The 13,932-nt window shown below is 70.4% G+C and carries 14 protein-coding genes and 1 tRNA gene; 8 read left to right on the top strand and 7 right to left on the bottom strand.

Annotated elements, in window-relative coordinates; all coding sequences use genetic code 11:
- Positions 1 to 276 precede the first annotated feature (276 nt).
- Positions 277 to 1,755 (top strand): glutamate-cysteine ligase family protein, encoded by a 1,479-nt coding sequence (locus CLT74_RS21565; RefSeq protein ID WP_099848325.1) that lies wholly within the window; start codon positions 277 to 279, stop codon positions 1,753 to 1,755.
- Positions 1,756 to 1,831: 76 nt separating this feature from the next.
- Here the strand turns inward: CLT74_RS21565 and CLT74_RS21560 are convergent, their stop codons facing one another.
- Entirely contained in the window at positions 1,832 to 3,250 is a 1,419-nt protein-coding gene (locus CLT74_RS21560; protein ID WP_099848323.1) for a hypothetical protein, read from the bottom strand.
- Between the two features lie 122 nt (positions 3,251 to 3,372).
- Here CLT74_RS21560 and CLT74_RS21555 point away from each other — a divergent pair, with 122 nt between their 5' ends.
- Both CLT74_RS21555 and CLT74_RS31485 read left to right on the top strand, forming a co-directional pair.
- Entirely contained in the window at positions 3,373 to 4,062 is a 690-nt protein-coding gene (locus tag CLT74_RS21555; RefSeq protein ID WP_099848321.1) for a PASTA domain-containing protein, read from the top strand.
- Positions 4,063 to 4,529: 467 nt separating this feature from the next.
- Positions 4,530 to 5,000, top strand: coding sequence for a PASTA domain-containing protein (locus CLT74_RS31485; protein ID WP_486582465.1), 471 nt, complete (start codon positions 4,530 to 4,532; stop codon positions 4,998 to 5,000).
- Between the two features lie 9 nt (positions 5,001 to 5,009).
- Here CLT74_RS31485 and CLT74_RS21545 read toward each other — a convergent pair whose 3' ends face one another.
- Positions 5,010 to 5,459, bottom strand: coding sequence for a hypothetical protein (locus CLT74_RS21545; RefSeq protein ID WP_099848319.1), 450 nt, complete (start codon positions 5,457 to 5,459; stop codon positions 5,010 to 5,012).
- Positions 5,460 to 5,581: 122 nt separating this feature from the next.
- Positions 5,582 to 5,869 (bottom strand): hypothetical protein, encoded by a 288-nt coding sequence (locus tag CLT74_RS21540; RefSeq protein WP_099848317.1) that lies wholly within the window; start codon positions 5,867 to 5,869, stop codon positions 5,582 to 5,584.
- A gap of 560 nt (positions 5,870 to 6,429) precedes the next feature.
- Here CLT74_RS21540 and CLT74_RS21535 point away from each other — a divergent pair.
- The 3 genes from CLT74_RS21535 (at position 6,430) to CLT74_RS21525 (ending at position 8,089) form a co-directional block, all read left to right on the top strand.
- The gene (locus CLT74_RS21535) at positions 6,430 to 7,305 is read left to right on the top strand and encodes a helix-turn-helix domain-containing protein (protein WP_099848315.1); all 876 of its coding nucleotides are present in this window, start codon (positions 6,430 to 6,432) and stop codon (positions 7,303 to 7,305) included.
- A complete protein-coding gene (locus CLT74_RS21530; RefSeq protein WP_099848313.1) occupies positions 7,281 to 7,502 on the top strand; it encodes a DUF397 domain-containing protein in 222 nt (73 codons plus the stop codon). Before CLT74_RS21535 ends, CLT74_RS21530 begins: the two co-directional genes overlap by 25 nt.
- A gap of 185 nt (positions 7,503 to 7,687) precedes the next feature.
- A complete protein-coding gene (locus CLT74_RS21525) occupies positions 7,688 to 8,089 on the top strand; it encodes a hypothetical protein (protein ID WP_099848311.1) in 402 nt (133 codons plus the stop codon).
- On the opposite strand, the gene CLT74_RS21520 is transcribed toward CLT74_RS21525, so the two are convergent.
- Positions 8,057 to 8,656 (bottom strand): hypothetical protein, encoded by a 600-nt coding sequence (locus CLT74_RS21520; protein ID WP_099852542.1) that lies wholly within the window; start codon positions 8,654 to 8,656, stop codon positions 8,057 to 8,059. The genes CLT74_RS21525 and CLT74_RS21520 overlap by 33 nt on opposite strands.
- Positions 8,657 to 8,877: 221 nt before the next feature.
- Here CLT74_RS21520 and CLT74_RS21515 point away from each other — a divergent pair, with 221 nt between their 5' ends.
- Positions 8,878 to 10,752 carry a S8 family serine peptidase gene (locus CLT74_RS21515; protein WP_099848309.1) on the top strand — a complete coding sequence of 625 codons (1,875 nt, stop codon included), beginning with the start codon at positions 8,878 to 8,880 and terminating at the stop codon, positions 10,750 to 10,752.
- Positions 10,753 to 10,808: 56 nt separating this feature from the next.
- On the opposite strand, the gene CLT74_RS21510 is transcribed toward CLT74_RS21515, so the two are convergent.
- From CLT74_RS21510 to CLT74_RS21500, 3 genes are all read right to left on the bottom strand, one after another.
- The gene (locus tag CLT74_RS21510; protein WP_099852540.1) at positions 10,809 to 11,606 is read right to left on the bottom strand and encodes a WecB/TagA/CpsF family glycosyltransferase; all 798 of its coding nucleotides are present in this window, start codon (positions 11,604 to 11,606) and stop codon (positions 10,809 to 10,811) included.
- Complete coding sequence (locus CLT74_RS21505) at positions 11,603 to 12,718, bottom strand: NAD-dependent epimerase/dehydratase family protein (protein ID WP_199172235.1); 1,116 nt, start codon at positions 12,716 to 12,718, stop codon at positions 11,603 to 11,605. The genes CLT74_RS21510 and CLT74_RS21505 overlap by 4 nt, the downstream gene beginning before the upstream one ends.
- 64 nt (positions 12,719 to 12,782) lie before the next feature.
- A tRNA-Leu gene (locus CLT74_RS21500) sits at positions 12,783 to 12,868 on the bottom strand.
- A gap of 229 nt (positions 12,869 to 13,097) precedes the next feature.
- Here CLT74_RS21500 and CLT74_RS21495 point away from each other — a divergent pair.
- On the top strand, positions 13,098 to 13,928 hold the full coding sequence (locus CLT74_RS21495; RefSeq protein ID WP_099848305.1) for a DUF3662 and FHA domain-containing protein: 831 nt from the start codon (positions 13,098 to 13,100) through the stop codon (positions 13,926 to 13,928).
- The last annotated feature ends 4 nt before the right edge of the window (positions 13,929 to 13,932 follow it).

The following is a 13,932-nucleotide window of genomic DNA, read 5'->3' as shown; positions in this document are numbered from 1 at the left end:
CGGCTGTCCGGGGTCTGCTCCCACCCGGCTCACTCGCGGTGCGAATTGTCACAACTTGTTCGCCGCTGGTCACTGCGGGTCCGGCGGCCCGGCTGGGTAGGTAATCGGGCGGGAGCGACCGACCAGGTAAGGCCGACGCGATCGACCTCATCGGCGGGGTGGACTGCGCCAATGGACCGATCTTCGGGGCGGCTGGGCTCGGCGCTTCCACCGAGTATGGTTCACAGTGCGCTCCGGGGCGGCACCGCTCCGTGGCGTCGCGCGCCGGGAGGAAACATGGGCAGGGACGTCGATCGAGCCGCCTTCTCCCGTGAGGATCGGGTCCGCTACCGGCAGAAGGTCCGCCGCTGTCTGGACGTGTTCGCGCTGATGCTCGACGACTTCGGGTTCGACGCCGACCGGCCGATGACCGGTCTGGAGATCGAGCTGAACCTGGTCGACCCGGCTGCCGAACCGGCCATGCGCAACGAAGAGATCCTCGCCGCGATCGCCGACCCGCTGTTCCAGACCGAGCTGGGGCAGTTCAACCTGGAACTGAACGCCAACCCGCGACTGATCTCCGGCAACGGTTTCGCAGACTACGAACGCGACCTGCGTGCCAGCCTCAACCGGGCCAACGAGCGCGCGGCGCGGTCGGACACCCGGATCGTCCTGGTCGGCATCCTGCCCACGCTGAACGAGCGACACCTGGTGGCGGACAACCTCTCCACGAACGAGCGGTACCGGGTGCTCAACGACCAGATCGTCGGCGCCCGCGGCGAGGACATCGAGCTCGACATCCGCGGCGTCGAGCGACTGCGTACGCACAACGACTCGATCGCGCCGGAGGCCGCCTGCACCAGCCTCCAGTTCCACCTCCAGGTGGCGCCGGACAGCTTCGCCGACTACTGGAACGCCTCGCAGGCGATAGCCGCCGCCCAGGTGGCGGTGGGTGCCAACTCACCCTTCCTGTACGACCGCCAACTCTGGGCGGAGACCCGCATCGCGCTGTTCGAACAGGCCACCGACACCCGACCGGACGAGTTGAAGGCCCAGGGCGTACGGCCCCGGGTCTGGTTCGGTGAGCGGTGGATCACATCGATCTTCGACCTGTTCGAGGAGAACGTCCGCTACTTCCCGCCCCTGCTGCCGATCTGCGAGAGCGAGGACCCGGTGGAGGTCCTGCACTCCGGCGGCGTTCCCGAGCTGGCCGAGCTGCGGCTGCACAACGGCACCGTCTACCGGTGGAACCGACCTGTGTACGACATCATGAACGGCCGCCCGCACCTACGGGTGGAAAACCGGGTCCTGCCGGCCGGGCCGACAGTCGTCGACATGCTCGCCAACGCCGCCTTCTACTTCGGACTGGTGCGGGGCATGGCCGAGGCGGACCGGCCGATCTGGAGTCAGCTCACCTTCAGCTCAGCCGAGGAGAACTTCCACGCGGCTGCCCGACGGGGCATGGACGCGGTCCTGCACTGGCCTCGGCTGGGTGATGTCCCGGTGACCACACTGGTGCTCGACACGCTGTTGCCGCTCGCCGCGGCCGGCCTGGACGGCTTCGGCGTCGCCCCCGCCGACCGGGACCGGTTGCTCGGCATCATCGAGCAACGCTGTCGTACCGGCCGCAACGGTGCGATCTGGCAGACCGCCACGGTGTGGGCCGCCGAGCGTCACCTGGGTCTGGACCGCCGGGCCGCCCTGCACCACATGCTCCAGCGCTACGCGGAGTTGCAGTACACGAACGAGCCGGTGCACACCTGGCCGCTCGACTGAGCGGTCCGGCGGTCTCACCAGATCCGGACAGGAGATCGCCCTTCGGAGGGCCGTTCCCCACCAGGATCCAGGCGTACTAGCGGCCCCGTCGCGGTGGCCGGACGCGGCGGCCCCCGCTCTCGGGCGTCTCCTCGCTGCCGGCCGGTACCTCGGAGACCGAGGTACCGGTCTTCCCAGCTGCCTCCGCCGATCCCCTCGGCTCAGGTGCTGCGGGCTTTGGTGCTGCGGGTTTGGGCGCTGCGGGCTTGACTACCGCCGGCTTCGGTGCGGCGGGTGCCGTGGCGGCTTCCTTCCGGGCCTCCGTCACTTCGCCGGTTTTCGTCTCGTCGAGCTGCCCGGCAGTCGGCGCGGACCGCTCGGCACCGGGCGCGAGCCGTCCGGCACCCGGCGTCGACCGCTCGACACCGGGCGCGGGCCGCTCGGTGTCCGGCTCGGACCCGCGCGTGAGTCGATCCTCGTCCCCGACCCGTTGCCGGGGCACCACCGGGGGCGCGCCTGGGCTGCTCGACCGGCTCGCCGCGAGCCGGGCCGATCGTTGGGCGAGTGCCGCCACCAGAACCGAGCCGCCAATGCCGACGATCACCGCGTACGGGGCGATGAGGTGGGCGGACACCTGTTCCGGGCTGATCGCGGTGAGCCTCGGCACGGCGAGGAAGTAGGCGATGGCCACCAGCAGCGGTCCGGCGGCGCCCGAGGCGGTGGCACCGACCCGCCGGTCGGTCGCGCGTACGCCGCTGCGCGCGGCCAACGCGCCGATCACCAGTGCCGAACCGAGCGACAGGACCGCACCGGGCCAGTAGAAGTAGTCCCGGACCCAGAACTGGTCGCTGCCCGAGCTGAGTTGCCAGATACCGAGCTGCGCGGTGGTCAACCCGCGCCCGGCGAGCACCGAGTCGACCACGGCGATGACCGCGAGCAGCCAGAGCCAGCCGGCGGTGGCGATGACGTTCGTGGCGGCGGCGCGGCACCGCAGCGCCCAGACCGCCACGAGCGTCCCGATCAGCACGCCGACAACCGCGTACCCGGCCGCCATGTCCCGAGGGGACGGTGTGTCCGGCACCACGGCGACCCGTGCCGGCACGGCGACCAGCAATACCGTGATCAGCGCACCCAGGCCGGCCGCCACGGCCAACGCGACACCCCAGAGCCCGCCGCCGGCCCGCTTCACCAGCGCCGACTGCGGCTCACCGGCGGCGGGAACCGGGGCTTCGGACGGCGCTGCCCCGCTCACCTCCGCTGCGGTGTCGGACGGCGACGCGGCTCGACGTCGGTCGTGCAGCCGCTGCGCACAGACCGCACCGAAGATGGTCGACGTGGCCGCGATCCAGGTGGCCCAGATCAGGCTGGCCACCCAGGCTGCCGTGCCGGCGTTCGCCTCGGTCGGTGCCCAGTTGAGAATGCCCAGGCCGTACCCGAAACCCAGTTGGGCGGCCCCGGCACCGGCTGCCACGCCGGCCGCAGTGGCGATCGATCCTCCCCAGCCCTGTCTGGCCATGCCGGGCAGCGTAACGTCCTGTGGTCGGTGCGGCGAGTCGTGCGCGGCACCAGCAGGCAAAGGTTACGGACAGTGCTTGGCCCGGGTCGCTTACGGTCGCGGGTGATGAGGCGGTGAGCGGGATGACGGACGGAACCACGGACGGGCGGTCCGGGCGCGGTGACACCGCCTCCGACCGGAAGAGGCTGATCATCAGCGGCGGTGCCGCCGCCGTACTGCTCGCGATCATCGGTGCCGCCGGTGGCTGGGTGCTCGCCGGGGACCAGGTGGGGCCGGACCCGGTGGCATCCGGCGTGACCGGCACCCCCACCCCGACCCCTGCCGTCCGGACGTCGCCGCCACGGGAGCGGCCGACGACCACCGCCCCGGCCACCCCGAGCACCAGTCCCAGCCCGGCCCGGCCGACCGGGCTCACCGTCCCCGACCTGGTCGGCACGGACTTCGAGGAGGCCAGGGAGGAACTGCGGGACCTGGGCCTGGGCTGGCAACTCATCTTCGGCAGCGGTGACAGTTCCAGCGTGAGCAGCACCGATCCGGCCCCGGGTACGCCGGTGCGGCGCGGCGTCACGGTCAAGGTCAGCGTGGCGGGGGCCGCACCGCCGAACGAGGTGCCGGACCTGACCGGCGAGGCGTGCAACGAGGCAGGGGCGGAACTCGTCGACGAGGGTTTCTCGCCGCGATACCCCAACGGGCGGTCCGGCACGGTCAGCTCGCAACGACCGGTGGGCGGGACGGTCGGCAGGTGGAACGACGTGGTCCAGATCTGGTGCGGCACGCCACCGAGCCCGGACGCGAGCGCTCCAGCGCCGTGACGCGCACCCGACACGCTGATACCGGCCGGTGGGCGGCAGAACCGCTAGGTTGACCGTCGAAGGGTCTGTTGCCCGCCCGGTCGGCGGAAAGGACGTGCCATGAGCGACGACCGCCAGGAGCCGAGCGACGGGCAACCGGACGACCGGACCCGAGCGATCCCACCGTCCGGCGGCACCCCGGACGAGACCGCGCCGCTCGGGCGTACGCCCGACGAGACGGCACCGCTGGGGCGTACGCCCGACGAGACGGCGCCGATCGGGCGCGCTCCCGACGAGACGGCGCCGATGGATCGGGCAGCCGGCGAGCCGGCGGTGCCGGCCGATGCCACCGCGCCGGTGCCGCCGCCTCAGCGCGCCGGGGCGGCGGCCTGGTCCGGGCGGGCGGAGGTGCCCTCGGTGCGGCCGGGCGTGGACCGCGAGCTGGCCGGTGGCGACTGGTACGCCGACGAGCGGCCCGGTCGACCGTGGTGGCTGCCGATCCTCTGGGGTGTCCTGCTGCTGCTTCTGCTCGGCCTGATCGGGGGCGGGTTCTGGCTGGCCAGCCAGGGGCTCGACGGCGACGGGCCGGCACCGGAGTCGCCCTCGCCCACCACCGGCGCTCCACCCACCACTGCGTCACCGTCGCCGACCACCACGTCCCCGTCACCACCACCGACGACGAGTGCCGCCCCGTCCAGGTGCCGGTACCGCCGCTTGTCGGTCTGCCGGAGGCCGCCGCACGGGCGGCACTGGACGGTCTCGACCTCGGCTATCAGGTGGAGTACCGCCCGTCGGACCAGCCGCCGGGGACCGTCATCGAGACCGACCCGGAGGCCGGCGAGCTGGTGGCGGCGGGCGACGAGGTGCGGTTGGTGGTCGCCGAGGCCAGTCCGAGTCCGTCACCGACGACTGGTGAGCCGACCACCGAGCCAACCGTCACGGCGAGCCCCACCGACTGATCGGCGGGGTCACCACATGCGGCGTCTCGTCCCGACAAGTCCGAGACCGGCGAGAGAGATCGCCAGCCCGAACACCCCCGACCAGAACAGGGAGCGGCTGAGTTCCTCCCGGCCGTGATCACCCGTGGCCCGGGCGGGCACGTCCTGGTCGGTCGGGTCTGTGGACTGGCCGGCGTCGCCGGAGGGCTCCACCGGACCGGCGATCGGTTCGTCGAACAAGCCCTCCGTCCCGAAGGCGTCCCACATGCCGCCCGAGCGGGCGTCCGGCTCGACCGGTTCACTCTCCACCACGGTGATCTCCGGGGCCGGCACCGGCTCGGCCAGCCGGGTGGACGACAGGGCGGGGTCGCGGCCCAGCACCACCACCGTGGTGACGGCGCCGAGAAGCGCCAGGAGTCCGAAGGCGTAGGCGATGCGGGATCGGTGTGGCTCCCGCGCGGACATATTGACCATGGCCATCCCAGGTTCGGGGTCCGGGAGGCGCGGGGTGGAGACATGCCGGGGTGGGCATACCGATTCTATGTCGCCGGCATGCCCCCCGAATCCTTTTCAGCTCGAACGCAGGTGGCTGTCGGGGGTGCTCAGCGCACCCGAACCGGGGTTCGTACGGTCGGCCGGCGGGCTGAACGTACGGTGTGTGGGCGCGGCTGCGGGGCGGCCTCGACCTGCTGTAGACCGGCCCGTTGGACGAAGATCGACCGACGGTTGACCGCGTCCCCCGCCGCGTTCAACTCGTAGCCTTCGAGCCAGAGCCAGCCGTCGTAGGTGGGCCGGTCGAGCACCCGGATCACCCGGAACAGAATGGGTCTGAGGAACTGGACACTCGCCGCGCGTGTCACGTGCAGTACGTCACCGGAGCGGGGAAGCACATGGGCTCCTGGAAGGGTCGGCCGGCGGGGAAGGCCGGCTAAGGGTGGGGGTTTGTCGGCTCCGACGACGAGGTCGTGTCTCGGGGGGTCGGGGCCGGTGTCGTGGTCCGTCAGTACGGAGCTGCTGGTGGCTGAGCTCCTATCCGATCGGTCGGCTGATCAGGAGGTGTCGCCGTAGCTGCCGCCGTCGGACGTGGGCGAACGGCTTCCGATCCCGGGAGCCGCGCCGGCAGGTGACGACCGGGAGTGCCGGCGACCCACTGCTCCACGAGATTGATCACTCGCGGAGACGGATCGGAGACGGTCAGTAACCCGGGTCATACGGACAGAGTGCATCAGGAGCGTGCGTCATGCAAGTTGCACGTCGACTTTTGCCGATACGTGAGCGGCTCGCGCGAAACGGCGCTTGAACGCGCCGCCACCCGGGCGGCACACTGAGGGCCGGCTTCGCCGCCGCGGCCGGCCGAGGACCGGCACCACCCACGCCGCGTACGTTCGCCGCAACGATCGCGCCATGGGCGGGCGGTGAGAGTGGCGCGTCGAAGCGGAGAGGTGACACGGTGAGCGAGCGGCGCAGCCCGACCATCCGGCGGCGCCGGCTCGGCGCGGAACTGCGCCGCCAGCGCGAGGCAGCCGGCATCACCATCGAGGCCGTGGCGGAACAGTTGGAGTGCTCGGCCTCCAAGATCTCGCGGATCGAGACGGGGCACACGACTGCGACTCCCCGGGACGTGCGGGACATGCTCCGCATCTACGGGGTGGTCGGCGCCGAGAGCGACGAGCTGGTCCAGATCGCCCGCGAGGCGCGGCAGAAGGGCTGGTGGCATCCCTACAGCACGGTGCTTGTCGGTGCGTACGTGGGCCTGGAGGCGGCGGCCAGCTCGATTCGGGCGTACGAGCAGCAGGTCGTGCCGGGACTGCTGGAGACCGAGGACTACGCCAGCGCGATGATCCGCGCGGCCCGCCCCGATTTCAGCCCGGAACAGGTACAGCAAAGAGTGCGTGTCCGACTCGGCCGTCAGTCGTTGTTGACCCAGGATGATCCGGTCGATCTGTGGGTGGTGCTCGATGAGGCGGTGTTGAGCCGTCCGGTGGGCGGGGACGCGGTCATGCGTGACCAGCTCCTACGGTTGGTGGAGGTGGCACAGCTGCCGAACGTGACGCTTCAGGTCCTGCCGTTCGAGGTGGGAGCGCACGCCGGCATGGATGGCACCTTCACGATCCTCAGCTTCCCCGAAGCCGGTGATCCGGATGTCGTGTACGCGGAGAACGCCACGGGTGGGCTCTTCCTGGAGAAGAGCGACGAACTACAGAAGTACAGCTTCATCTTCGATCACATTCGAGCAGCGGCCAAGCGTCCGGAGGAGTCCGTCGAGTACATCGCGAGACTGGCAGAGGAGCCGTTGTGGAAGTGGCGACGCAAGGATTCTCCGTGAACCTGACGCAGGCGACATGGTTCAAGAGTTCGAAGAGCGGACCGAACTGTGACAACTGCGTGGAGGTGGCGTACGTGACCGGGGCGGTCGGCGTCCGGGATTCGAAGGACAAGGCCGGACCGGCCCTGGTCTTCGCACCGGGTGACTGGCACGCTTTCGTCGCCAGCACCAGGGACGGCGCGTTCCCCCGGGCCTGACGCCGGGGACGGTGACGACGGATCCCCGTTCGGCCGGTGGCCGGGCGGGGATCCTGCTGTCGTCACCCCGCTCGCAATCCGCCGGCTGCCGTCGCCACATCGTGCCCGTCTCGTTGTACCTCTCGGTACGCGCTGGTCGACATCCCCCCGGCAGGGCGGGTAACCGAGCGAGGCAGGCGAGACGGATGACGAGTATCGGGTCGGAGAACCTCACGAACGGACCGGGAAAGCCGGAACGGTTCGGCGGCAAGTATCGCGGAGCCCGGCGGGACACCGTGCTGACCGAGGTGGTGTCGGCGGAGACCGAGCACGCCGGCCGGGAGACCCAGCCGGCGACGGAGTCGCCGTCGCCGCTCACCCTGCCGTCGCTCGACCCGAACCCGCTCACCGAGCCGTCCTTCCCGGCTACCGGCTGGTCGGCCGTGGACGAGGGCTCCCTCGTGGACCATCCGCTGCTGCGCGGCCTGCTGATGGAGCTGCCACCCAGGGGCAGCGTGCCGCCACCCGGCTGGCTCGACCGCTGGTTCGAGGCGACCAGGGCGATCCTGGAACTGCTATACGTGCAGGGCGCCGGCCGGGCGCGGTGACGACACCCGTTCGGGCATGGCGCGTTCGGCGAGCCGGTTGTGGCGCAACGCGTGACGTACGCCGATCACCGCGACGGCCAGTGCCGCGACGGTGATGGCCGGCCCGGTGGCCGAGGGCCCGAGGAACTGGCCGGCACCGCTCGCCGCGACCACGGCCGGCAGCAGCGCCAACCCGGTCACCTGCAACGGTAGTCCGAGCAGCGGGTGCGCGGCGGCGGCCCGCAGTCCGTGCGGGGCCGGCGTTCCGGGGGCGACGGCCAGCGCGCCGGCTCCGGCCCACAGCCGGTGCAACCGGCGCACCGTGCAGGCGGCCACCAGCAGGGCGGGGAGGGCAGCGAGCGCCAGCCCGTCGGCGGCGCGATCCGCCAGGGTCGGCCCGACGGTGGCCAGCCCGGCGACCGGCAGGGCCACCGTCAGACCGAGCCCGGTCAGCGTCAGCGCGAGCAGCCAGCCGGTGTGCTGGCGCAGCTCGCGAGCGTGGTTCAGGCGGGGCAGCCCGTCCGCGAGATAGCCGGCGGCCCACCAGACGGCGATGACCGGAAGCAGGAGGGCGAGATGGCTCTGCATGTCCATCAGCCTTGCCCGATTTCCGGCTCGCCGAATCCGGGCTCACCCCCTGTTCGTCCCGTACCCGTCCCCCGTAGGGGAACCATCTCGCCAGTGTTATGAGGGATCCGACATGTTTAACTGTCCGCACGCAGCCAACTACCCTCACCTTGATCGGCATTCATCGATCAATCTGCCACGAGCAGGTGGACGGTCGATGCCGTTCGGAGGGAGGTAGGAAGATGGCTCTTCCACAGAGATCCGTGTTCGTCGGGCTGGCCACGCTGGCCATGGTGGCGGCGGCCACCCCGGCCATGGCGGCCGAACCGGTGGGCACCGTCCGAAGCGCCGGCGGCGCGACAGCCGTCGAAGGCAGCTACATCGTCGTGTTCAAGGACAGCGAGGTGAGCCGTACGACAGTCGGCTCCTCCGTGGACCGGCTGCTGCGCCGGCACGGGGGTACGACGGCCCGGACCTACAGCGCGGCCGTCCGGGGCGCCGAGCTGCGGGTCAGCGCGCGGGCCGCGGCGCGGATCGCGGCGGACCCCGCTGTCGCGTACGTCGAACAGAACCACGTCGTCTCCATCGCCGGCACCCAGACGAACCCCCCGTCCTGGGGCCTGGACCGGATCGACCAGCGGAACCTGCCGCTCAACAGCTCGTACACGTACCCCAACACGGCCACGAACGTGACCTCGTACGTCATTGACACCGGCATCCGGACCACCCACTCGGACTTCGGTGGTCGGGCGACCTGGGGCACGAACACCGTCGACTCCAACAACACCGACTGCAACGGTCACGGCACGCACGTGGCGGGCACCGTCGGCGGCTCGGCGTACGGCGTGGCCAAAGCGACCCGTCTGGTGGCGGTCAAGGTGCTCAACTGCTCCGGCAGCGGCACCAACGCCGGCGTGATCGCCGGCATCGACTGGGTCACCGCCAACGCGGTGAAGCCGGCCGTGGCCAACATGAGCCTCGGCGGTGGCGCGAACACCTCGGTCGACAACGCGGTCATCAACTCCATCAACTCCGGCGTCACGTACGCGGTGGCCGCCGGTAACGGCAACGCCCTCGGCCAGCGGCAGAACGCCTGCAACTACTCGCCGGCCCGGGCCGCGGCAGCGATCACCGTCGGCGCCACCCAGAGCAACGACGCCGCCGCGAGCTTCTCCAACTTCGGCACCTGTGTGGACATTCTCGCCCCGGGGGTGAGCATCACCTCCGGCTGGCACACGAGCGACACCGCGACGAACACCATCAGCGGCACGTCGATGGCCTCGCCACACGTCGCCGGTGTGGCGGCGCTGGTGCTCTCGGCCAACCCGTCCTGGACGCCCCAGCAGGTCCGGGACTACCTGGTCACCAACTCCACCCCGAACGTGATCTCGAACGTCGGCACGGGAACTCCGAACCAGTTGCTCTACGTCGTCAACGGCAGCACCCCGCCGCCGACGAACGACTTCTCGGTCTCGGTGTCGCCGACCTCCGGTTCGGTCGTGGCGGGCAGTTCGGCGACCGCCACCGTGGCGACAGCCACCACCAACGGCTCGGCGCAGTCGGTGAGCCTCTCGGCCAGCGGCCTGCCGTCCGGGGCGACCGCCTCGTTCAGCCCGGCCACCGTCACCTCCGGTGGATCGTCCACGCTGACCATCAGCACCTCGGCCAGCACGCCGGCCGGCACGTACACCGTGACCGTCACCGGCACCGCGGCCTCCGGCACCAGAAGCGCGACGTACTCGCTGACGGTGACCGGCGGCAGCGGCGGCGGCTGCTCCGGGACCAACGGCACCGACGTGCCGATCCCGGACGCGGGCTCGGCGGTGACCAGCTCGATCACGATCTCCGGCTGCAACCGGAACGCCTCGTCGAGCTCCACCGTGGCGGTGAACATCGTGCACACCTACCGTGGCGACCTGGTCATCGACCTGCTCGCCCCGGACGGCTCGTCCTACCGGCTGAAGAACAGCAGCATCTTCGACGGCACGGACAACGTGAACACCACCTACACGGGGAACCTGTCCAGTGAGGCGGCGAACGGCACCTGGCGTCTCCAGGTCCGCGACGTCTACGGCGGTGACACCGGCTACATCAACACCTGGACGTTGACGCTCTGACGCCCAAACAGCGAACGGGCCCCGGCGTAGCGCCGGGGCCCGTTCGTCGGGTCGGGTCAGACCGCGAACTCGGTCGGGCGTTCGGTGGCCGGCGCGGGCGGCCGGGCCTTCCACAGCCCGGTCTTCTGGGCGAACATCCGACCCAGGTACGCGGGATTCAGGATCACGTAGCGCCGCCACAGCCGCTTGGGCTCCAGGCCGAGACGCCAGAACCATTCCAGCCCGGCGCGCTGCATCCACGGCGGCGGCTGACGCAGCAGCCCCGCGTGATAGTCGAAGGCCGCGCCGACCGCCATCATCGGCATGTCCAGCAGCGGACGCATCGCGTACGTGAAGATCTCCTGGCGGGGGCAGCCGAGCCCGACCAGGACCAGCCGGGCACCGCTGGCCTTGATCCGCTCGGCGATGTCGACGTCCTCGCCCGGCTGCACGCCGCGGAACTTGGACGCCTCCACTCCGGCGATCTTGAGCGCCGGGAACATCCGCTCCAGCGCCGGAATCAACCGGGCGAGCGTCTCCTCGGTCGAGCCGTACAGGTAGACCGGCAGCCCTTCGTCGGCGAAGCGGGAGAGCACGTGCAGGGTCAGGGTCGGCCCGTAGACGCGATCGGTGAGCCCGGCACCGTGCAGCAGGTTCAGCGCCCAGCGCACCGGCTGCCCGTCCGGGGTCACCACGTCGAAGGAGTTGAGCCGGGCGTTGTGCGCCGGATCCAGCACCCCGGTCATCACGCCGTGCACGGCCAGCGCGGTCAGCGCCAGCGGGCGGCGTTCCTGCGCGGCGGCCACCACCTGTTCGGTGGCCTCGGCGTAGTTGGTCGCGTCGACCAGGACACCGAGCACGTTCTTCTTGGTCATGCTCCCGGCACCCACTTGTCCACGTTGGCCTCGTAGATCTCTCGCATGATCATGGGTACGTCGTACACCTGCTTCCAGTCCGGGTAGTCGGCCTGGAACGCCTCGTTGGAACCGATCCACCACTTGTGGTCGCCGATCCGGTTGGCCTCGACGTACTCGGTGATCATTTCCTGGCCGGTGATCTGCTCGGCCAGCATGAACGCCTCCCGGTTGGAGGTGTTCGAGTGCCGACCGCCACCGAGGTTGTAGACGGCGGCCGAGCGGGGACTGCGGAAGAACGCCTCGAATGCGGAGACCACGTCCGAGCTGTGGATGGCGTCGCGGACCTGCTTGCCCTGGTACCCGAAGATCTTGTAGGTGCGGCGCTCCATGTTCGCTCGCATCACGTAGCCGAGGAAGCCGTGCAACTCGGTCGCCGAGTGCGCGGGCCCGGTCAGCGTCCCGCCCCGGAAGCACGCCGTCTTCATCCCGAAGTAGCGGCCGTACTCCTGCACCATGACGTCCGCCGCGACCTTCGAGGCACCGAAGATCGAGTGCAGGCAGGCGTCGATCGACATGTCCTCGCGGATGCCCTGCTCGTACGGGTGACCCGGCTCGATCTCCCAGCGGGTCGCCAACTCCACCAGGGGCAGGCTGTTCGGGCGGTCGCCGTACACCTTGTTCGTGGAGCAGTGGATGACCGGGGCGTCGATGCAGTGTTCCCGGACGCTCTGCAACACGTTGAGGGTGCCGGCGGCGTTCACGTCGAAGTCGGTGAACGGATCGCGTACCGCCCAGTCGTGCGAGGGCTGCGCGGCAGTGTGGATCACCACAGCAACGTCCCGGCCGTACCTGCCGAACAGCGTGCCGAGCGCCGCCCGGTCCCGGATGTCGATGCTGTGGTGGGAGTACGCCGCGCCCAGCTCGTCGGTCAGCCGCCGGACGTTCCAGGCGGTGGACGCCTCCTCGCCGAAGAACTCCTGCCGCATGTCGTTGTCGATGCCGACGACGTCGAGACCGAGGCCGGCGAAGTGCCGGACCGCCTCGGAGCCGATCAGCCCGCCCGACCCGGTCACGAATGCGACACTCACACGCCACTCCTGGTGCGTCGGAGGCAGAAACCATCGGAGCATAGCGTGACGTCCGGCACGCCCCCGATACGGAGCGAGGGCCCCGCATCCGCGGAGCCCTCGTCTGTGGTGGGGAAGGGGGGAGTTGAACCCCCACGTCCTTTCGGACACACGGACCTGAACCGTGCGCGTCTGCCATTCCGCCACTTCCCCGTGGCCCGACCTCGGTTGACCGTGGCGTGGACCGGCACCGTCGGTGACCGACGAGCCTCGACCATGCTACGTGACCTTGGTCTGCTGCCACGAATGGCTTTCGCTGCTCGCAGCGGTTACCGTTCGTGGCGGACGAAAGAGTAGCACGACAATCAGAGGCCGTCCGAACGGGCCGTGGCCTGCTGGCCGAGCGGCGTGTGAGCTGCGTGCGCTCTGGACGGATACCATCATGTCCTCGGGACCCGAGGAGGAGCCGGTGAGCGTGCTGCAACGCTTCGAGAAGCGTCTGGAAGGCCTGGTCGAAGGGGCCTTCGCCAAGGTCTTCAAAGGGGTGGTCCACCCCGTGGAGATCCTCAACGCCATGCAGCGGGAGGCCGAGGCACACAAGGCCATCCTGGCTGGTGGGCGCACGTTGGTGCCCAACCGCTACGTGATCGATCTCTCCCCGTACGACCACAGTCGGCTGGCGCCGTACGCCGCCGCGCTGGCCCAGGAGCTGGCCCAGTCGCAGGCGGAGTTCATCGGCGAGCAGGCCTGGACGGTCTACGGAGACGTGATCGTCGAGATCGAGCGCGGTGAAGGACTGGACACCGGTATGTTCCGGGTCACCGCGGAGGTCTACACCGGTGGCGAGGTCGCCCCGGTTTCGGCGCCCGGCTACGACGCCGGCCCGTCCGGCTACGACGCCGGTCCGCCCGGATACGACGCCGGCCCGCCCGGCTATCCGTCGTACGACCAGGGTGGTGGCTACGGTCCGCCGCCGGGGCACGGCGGTGGCCGCAACATCCGGCTGGTCTCCGGCGACGGTCGCACCTACCCGTTGCAGATGGGCTCGACCGTGATCGGTCGTGGCGACCAGGCCAACCTGCGCCTGCCGGACGTCGGCATCTCCCGGCGACACGCCCGGCTGGACTTCGACGGTGGGCAGGTCGTGCTCACCGATCTCGGCTCGACCAACGGCACCATGGTCAACGGCCAGCGGGTCTCGGCCGTGGCGTTGAACCCCGGTGACATGATCCAGCTCGGTACGACCACCCTGACCTTCCGCGTGGACGGCTGATCCG

The organism is Verrucosispora sp. CNZ293 (genome assembly GCF_002754655.1).
Note: the sequence above shows the minus strand (reverse complement) of the source record. Positions and strands in the feature narration are given on the sequence as shown.

Excerpts from the sequence above, each read along its gene's own strand:
- CLT74_RS21515 (WP_099848309.1), top strand. The coding sequence starts at position 8,878 with ATGGCTCTTCCACAGAGATCCGTGTTCGTCGGGCTGGCCACGCTGGCC.
- CLT74_RS21560 (WP_099848323.1), bottom strand. The coding sequence starts at position 3,250 with ATGGCCAGACAGGGCTGGGGAGGATCGATCGCCACTGCGGCCGGCGTG.
- CLT74_RS21505 (WP_199172235.1), bottom strand. The coding sequence starts at position 12,718 with ATGCTCCGATGGTTTCTGCCTCCGACGCACCAGGAGTGGCGTGTGAGT.
- CLT74_RS21510 (WP_099852540.1), bottom strand. The coding sequence starts at position 11,606 with ATGACCAAGAAGAACGTGCTCGGTGTCCTGGTCGACGCGACCAACTAC.
- CLT74_RS21520 (WP_099852542.1), bottom strand. The coding sequence starts at position 8,656 with ATGCAGAGCCATCTCGCCCTCCTGCTTCCGGTCATCGCCGTCTGGTGG.
- CLT74_RS21495 (WP_099848305.1), top strand. The coding sequence starts at position 13,098 with ATGTCCTCGGGACCCGAGGAGGAGCCGGTGAGCGTGCTGCAACGCTTC.
- CLT74_RS21555 (WP_099848321.1), top strand. The coding sequence starts at position 3,373 with ATGACGGACGGAACCACGGACGGGCGGTCCGGGCGCGGTGACACCGCC.
- CLT74_RS21545 (WP_099848319.1), bottom strand. The coding sequence starts at position 5,459 with ATGGCCATGGTCAATATGTCCGCGCGGGAGCCACACCGATCCCGCATC.
- CLT74_RS21565 (WP_099848325.1), top strand. The coding sequence starts at position 277 with ATGGGCAGGGACGTCGATCGAGCCGCCTTCTCCCGTGAGGATCGGGTC.
- CLT74_RS21525 (WP_099848311.1), top strand. The coding sequence starts at position 7,688 with ATGACGAGTATCGGGTCGGAGAACCTCACGAACGGACCGGGAAAGCCG.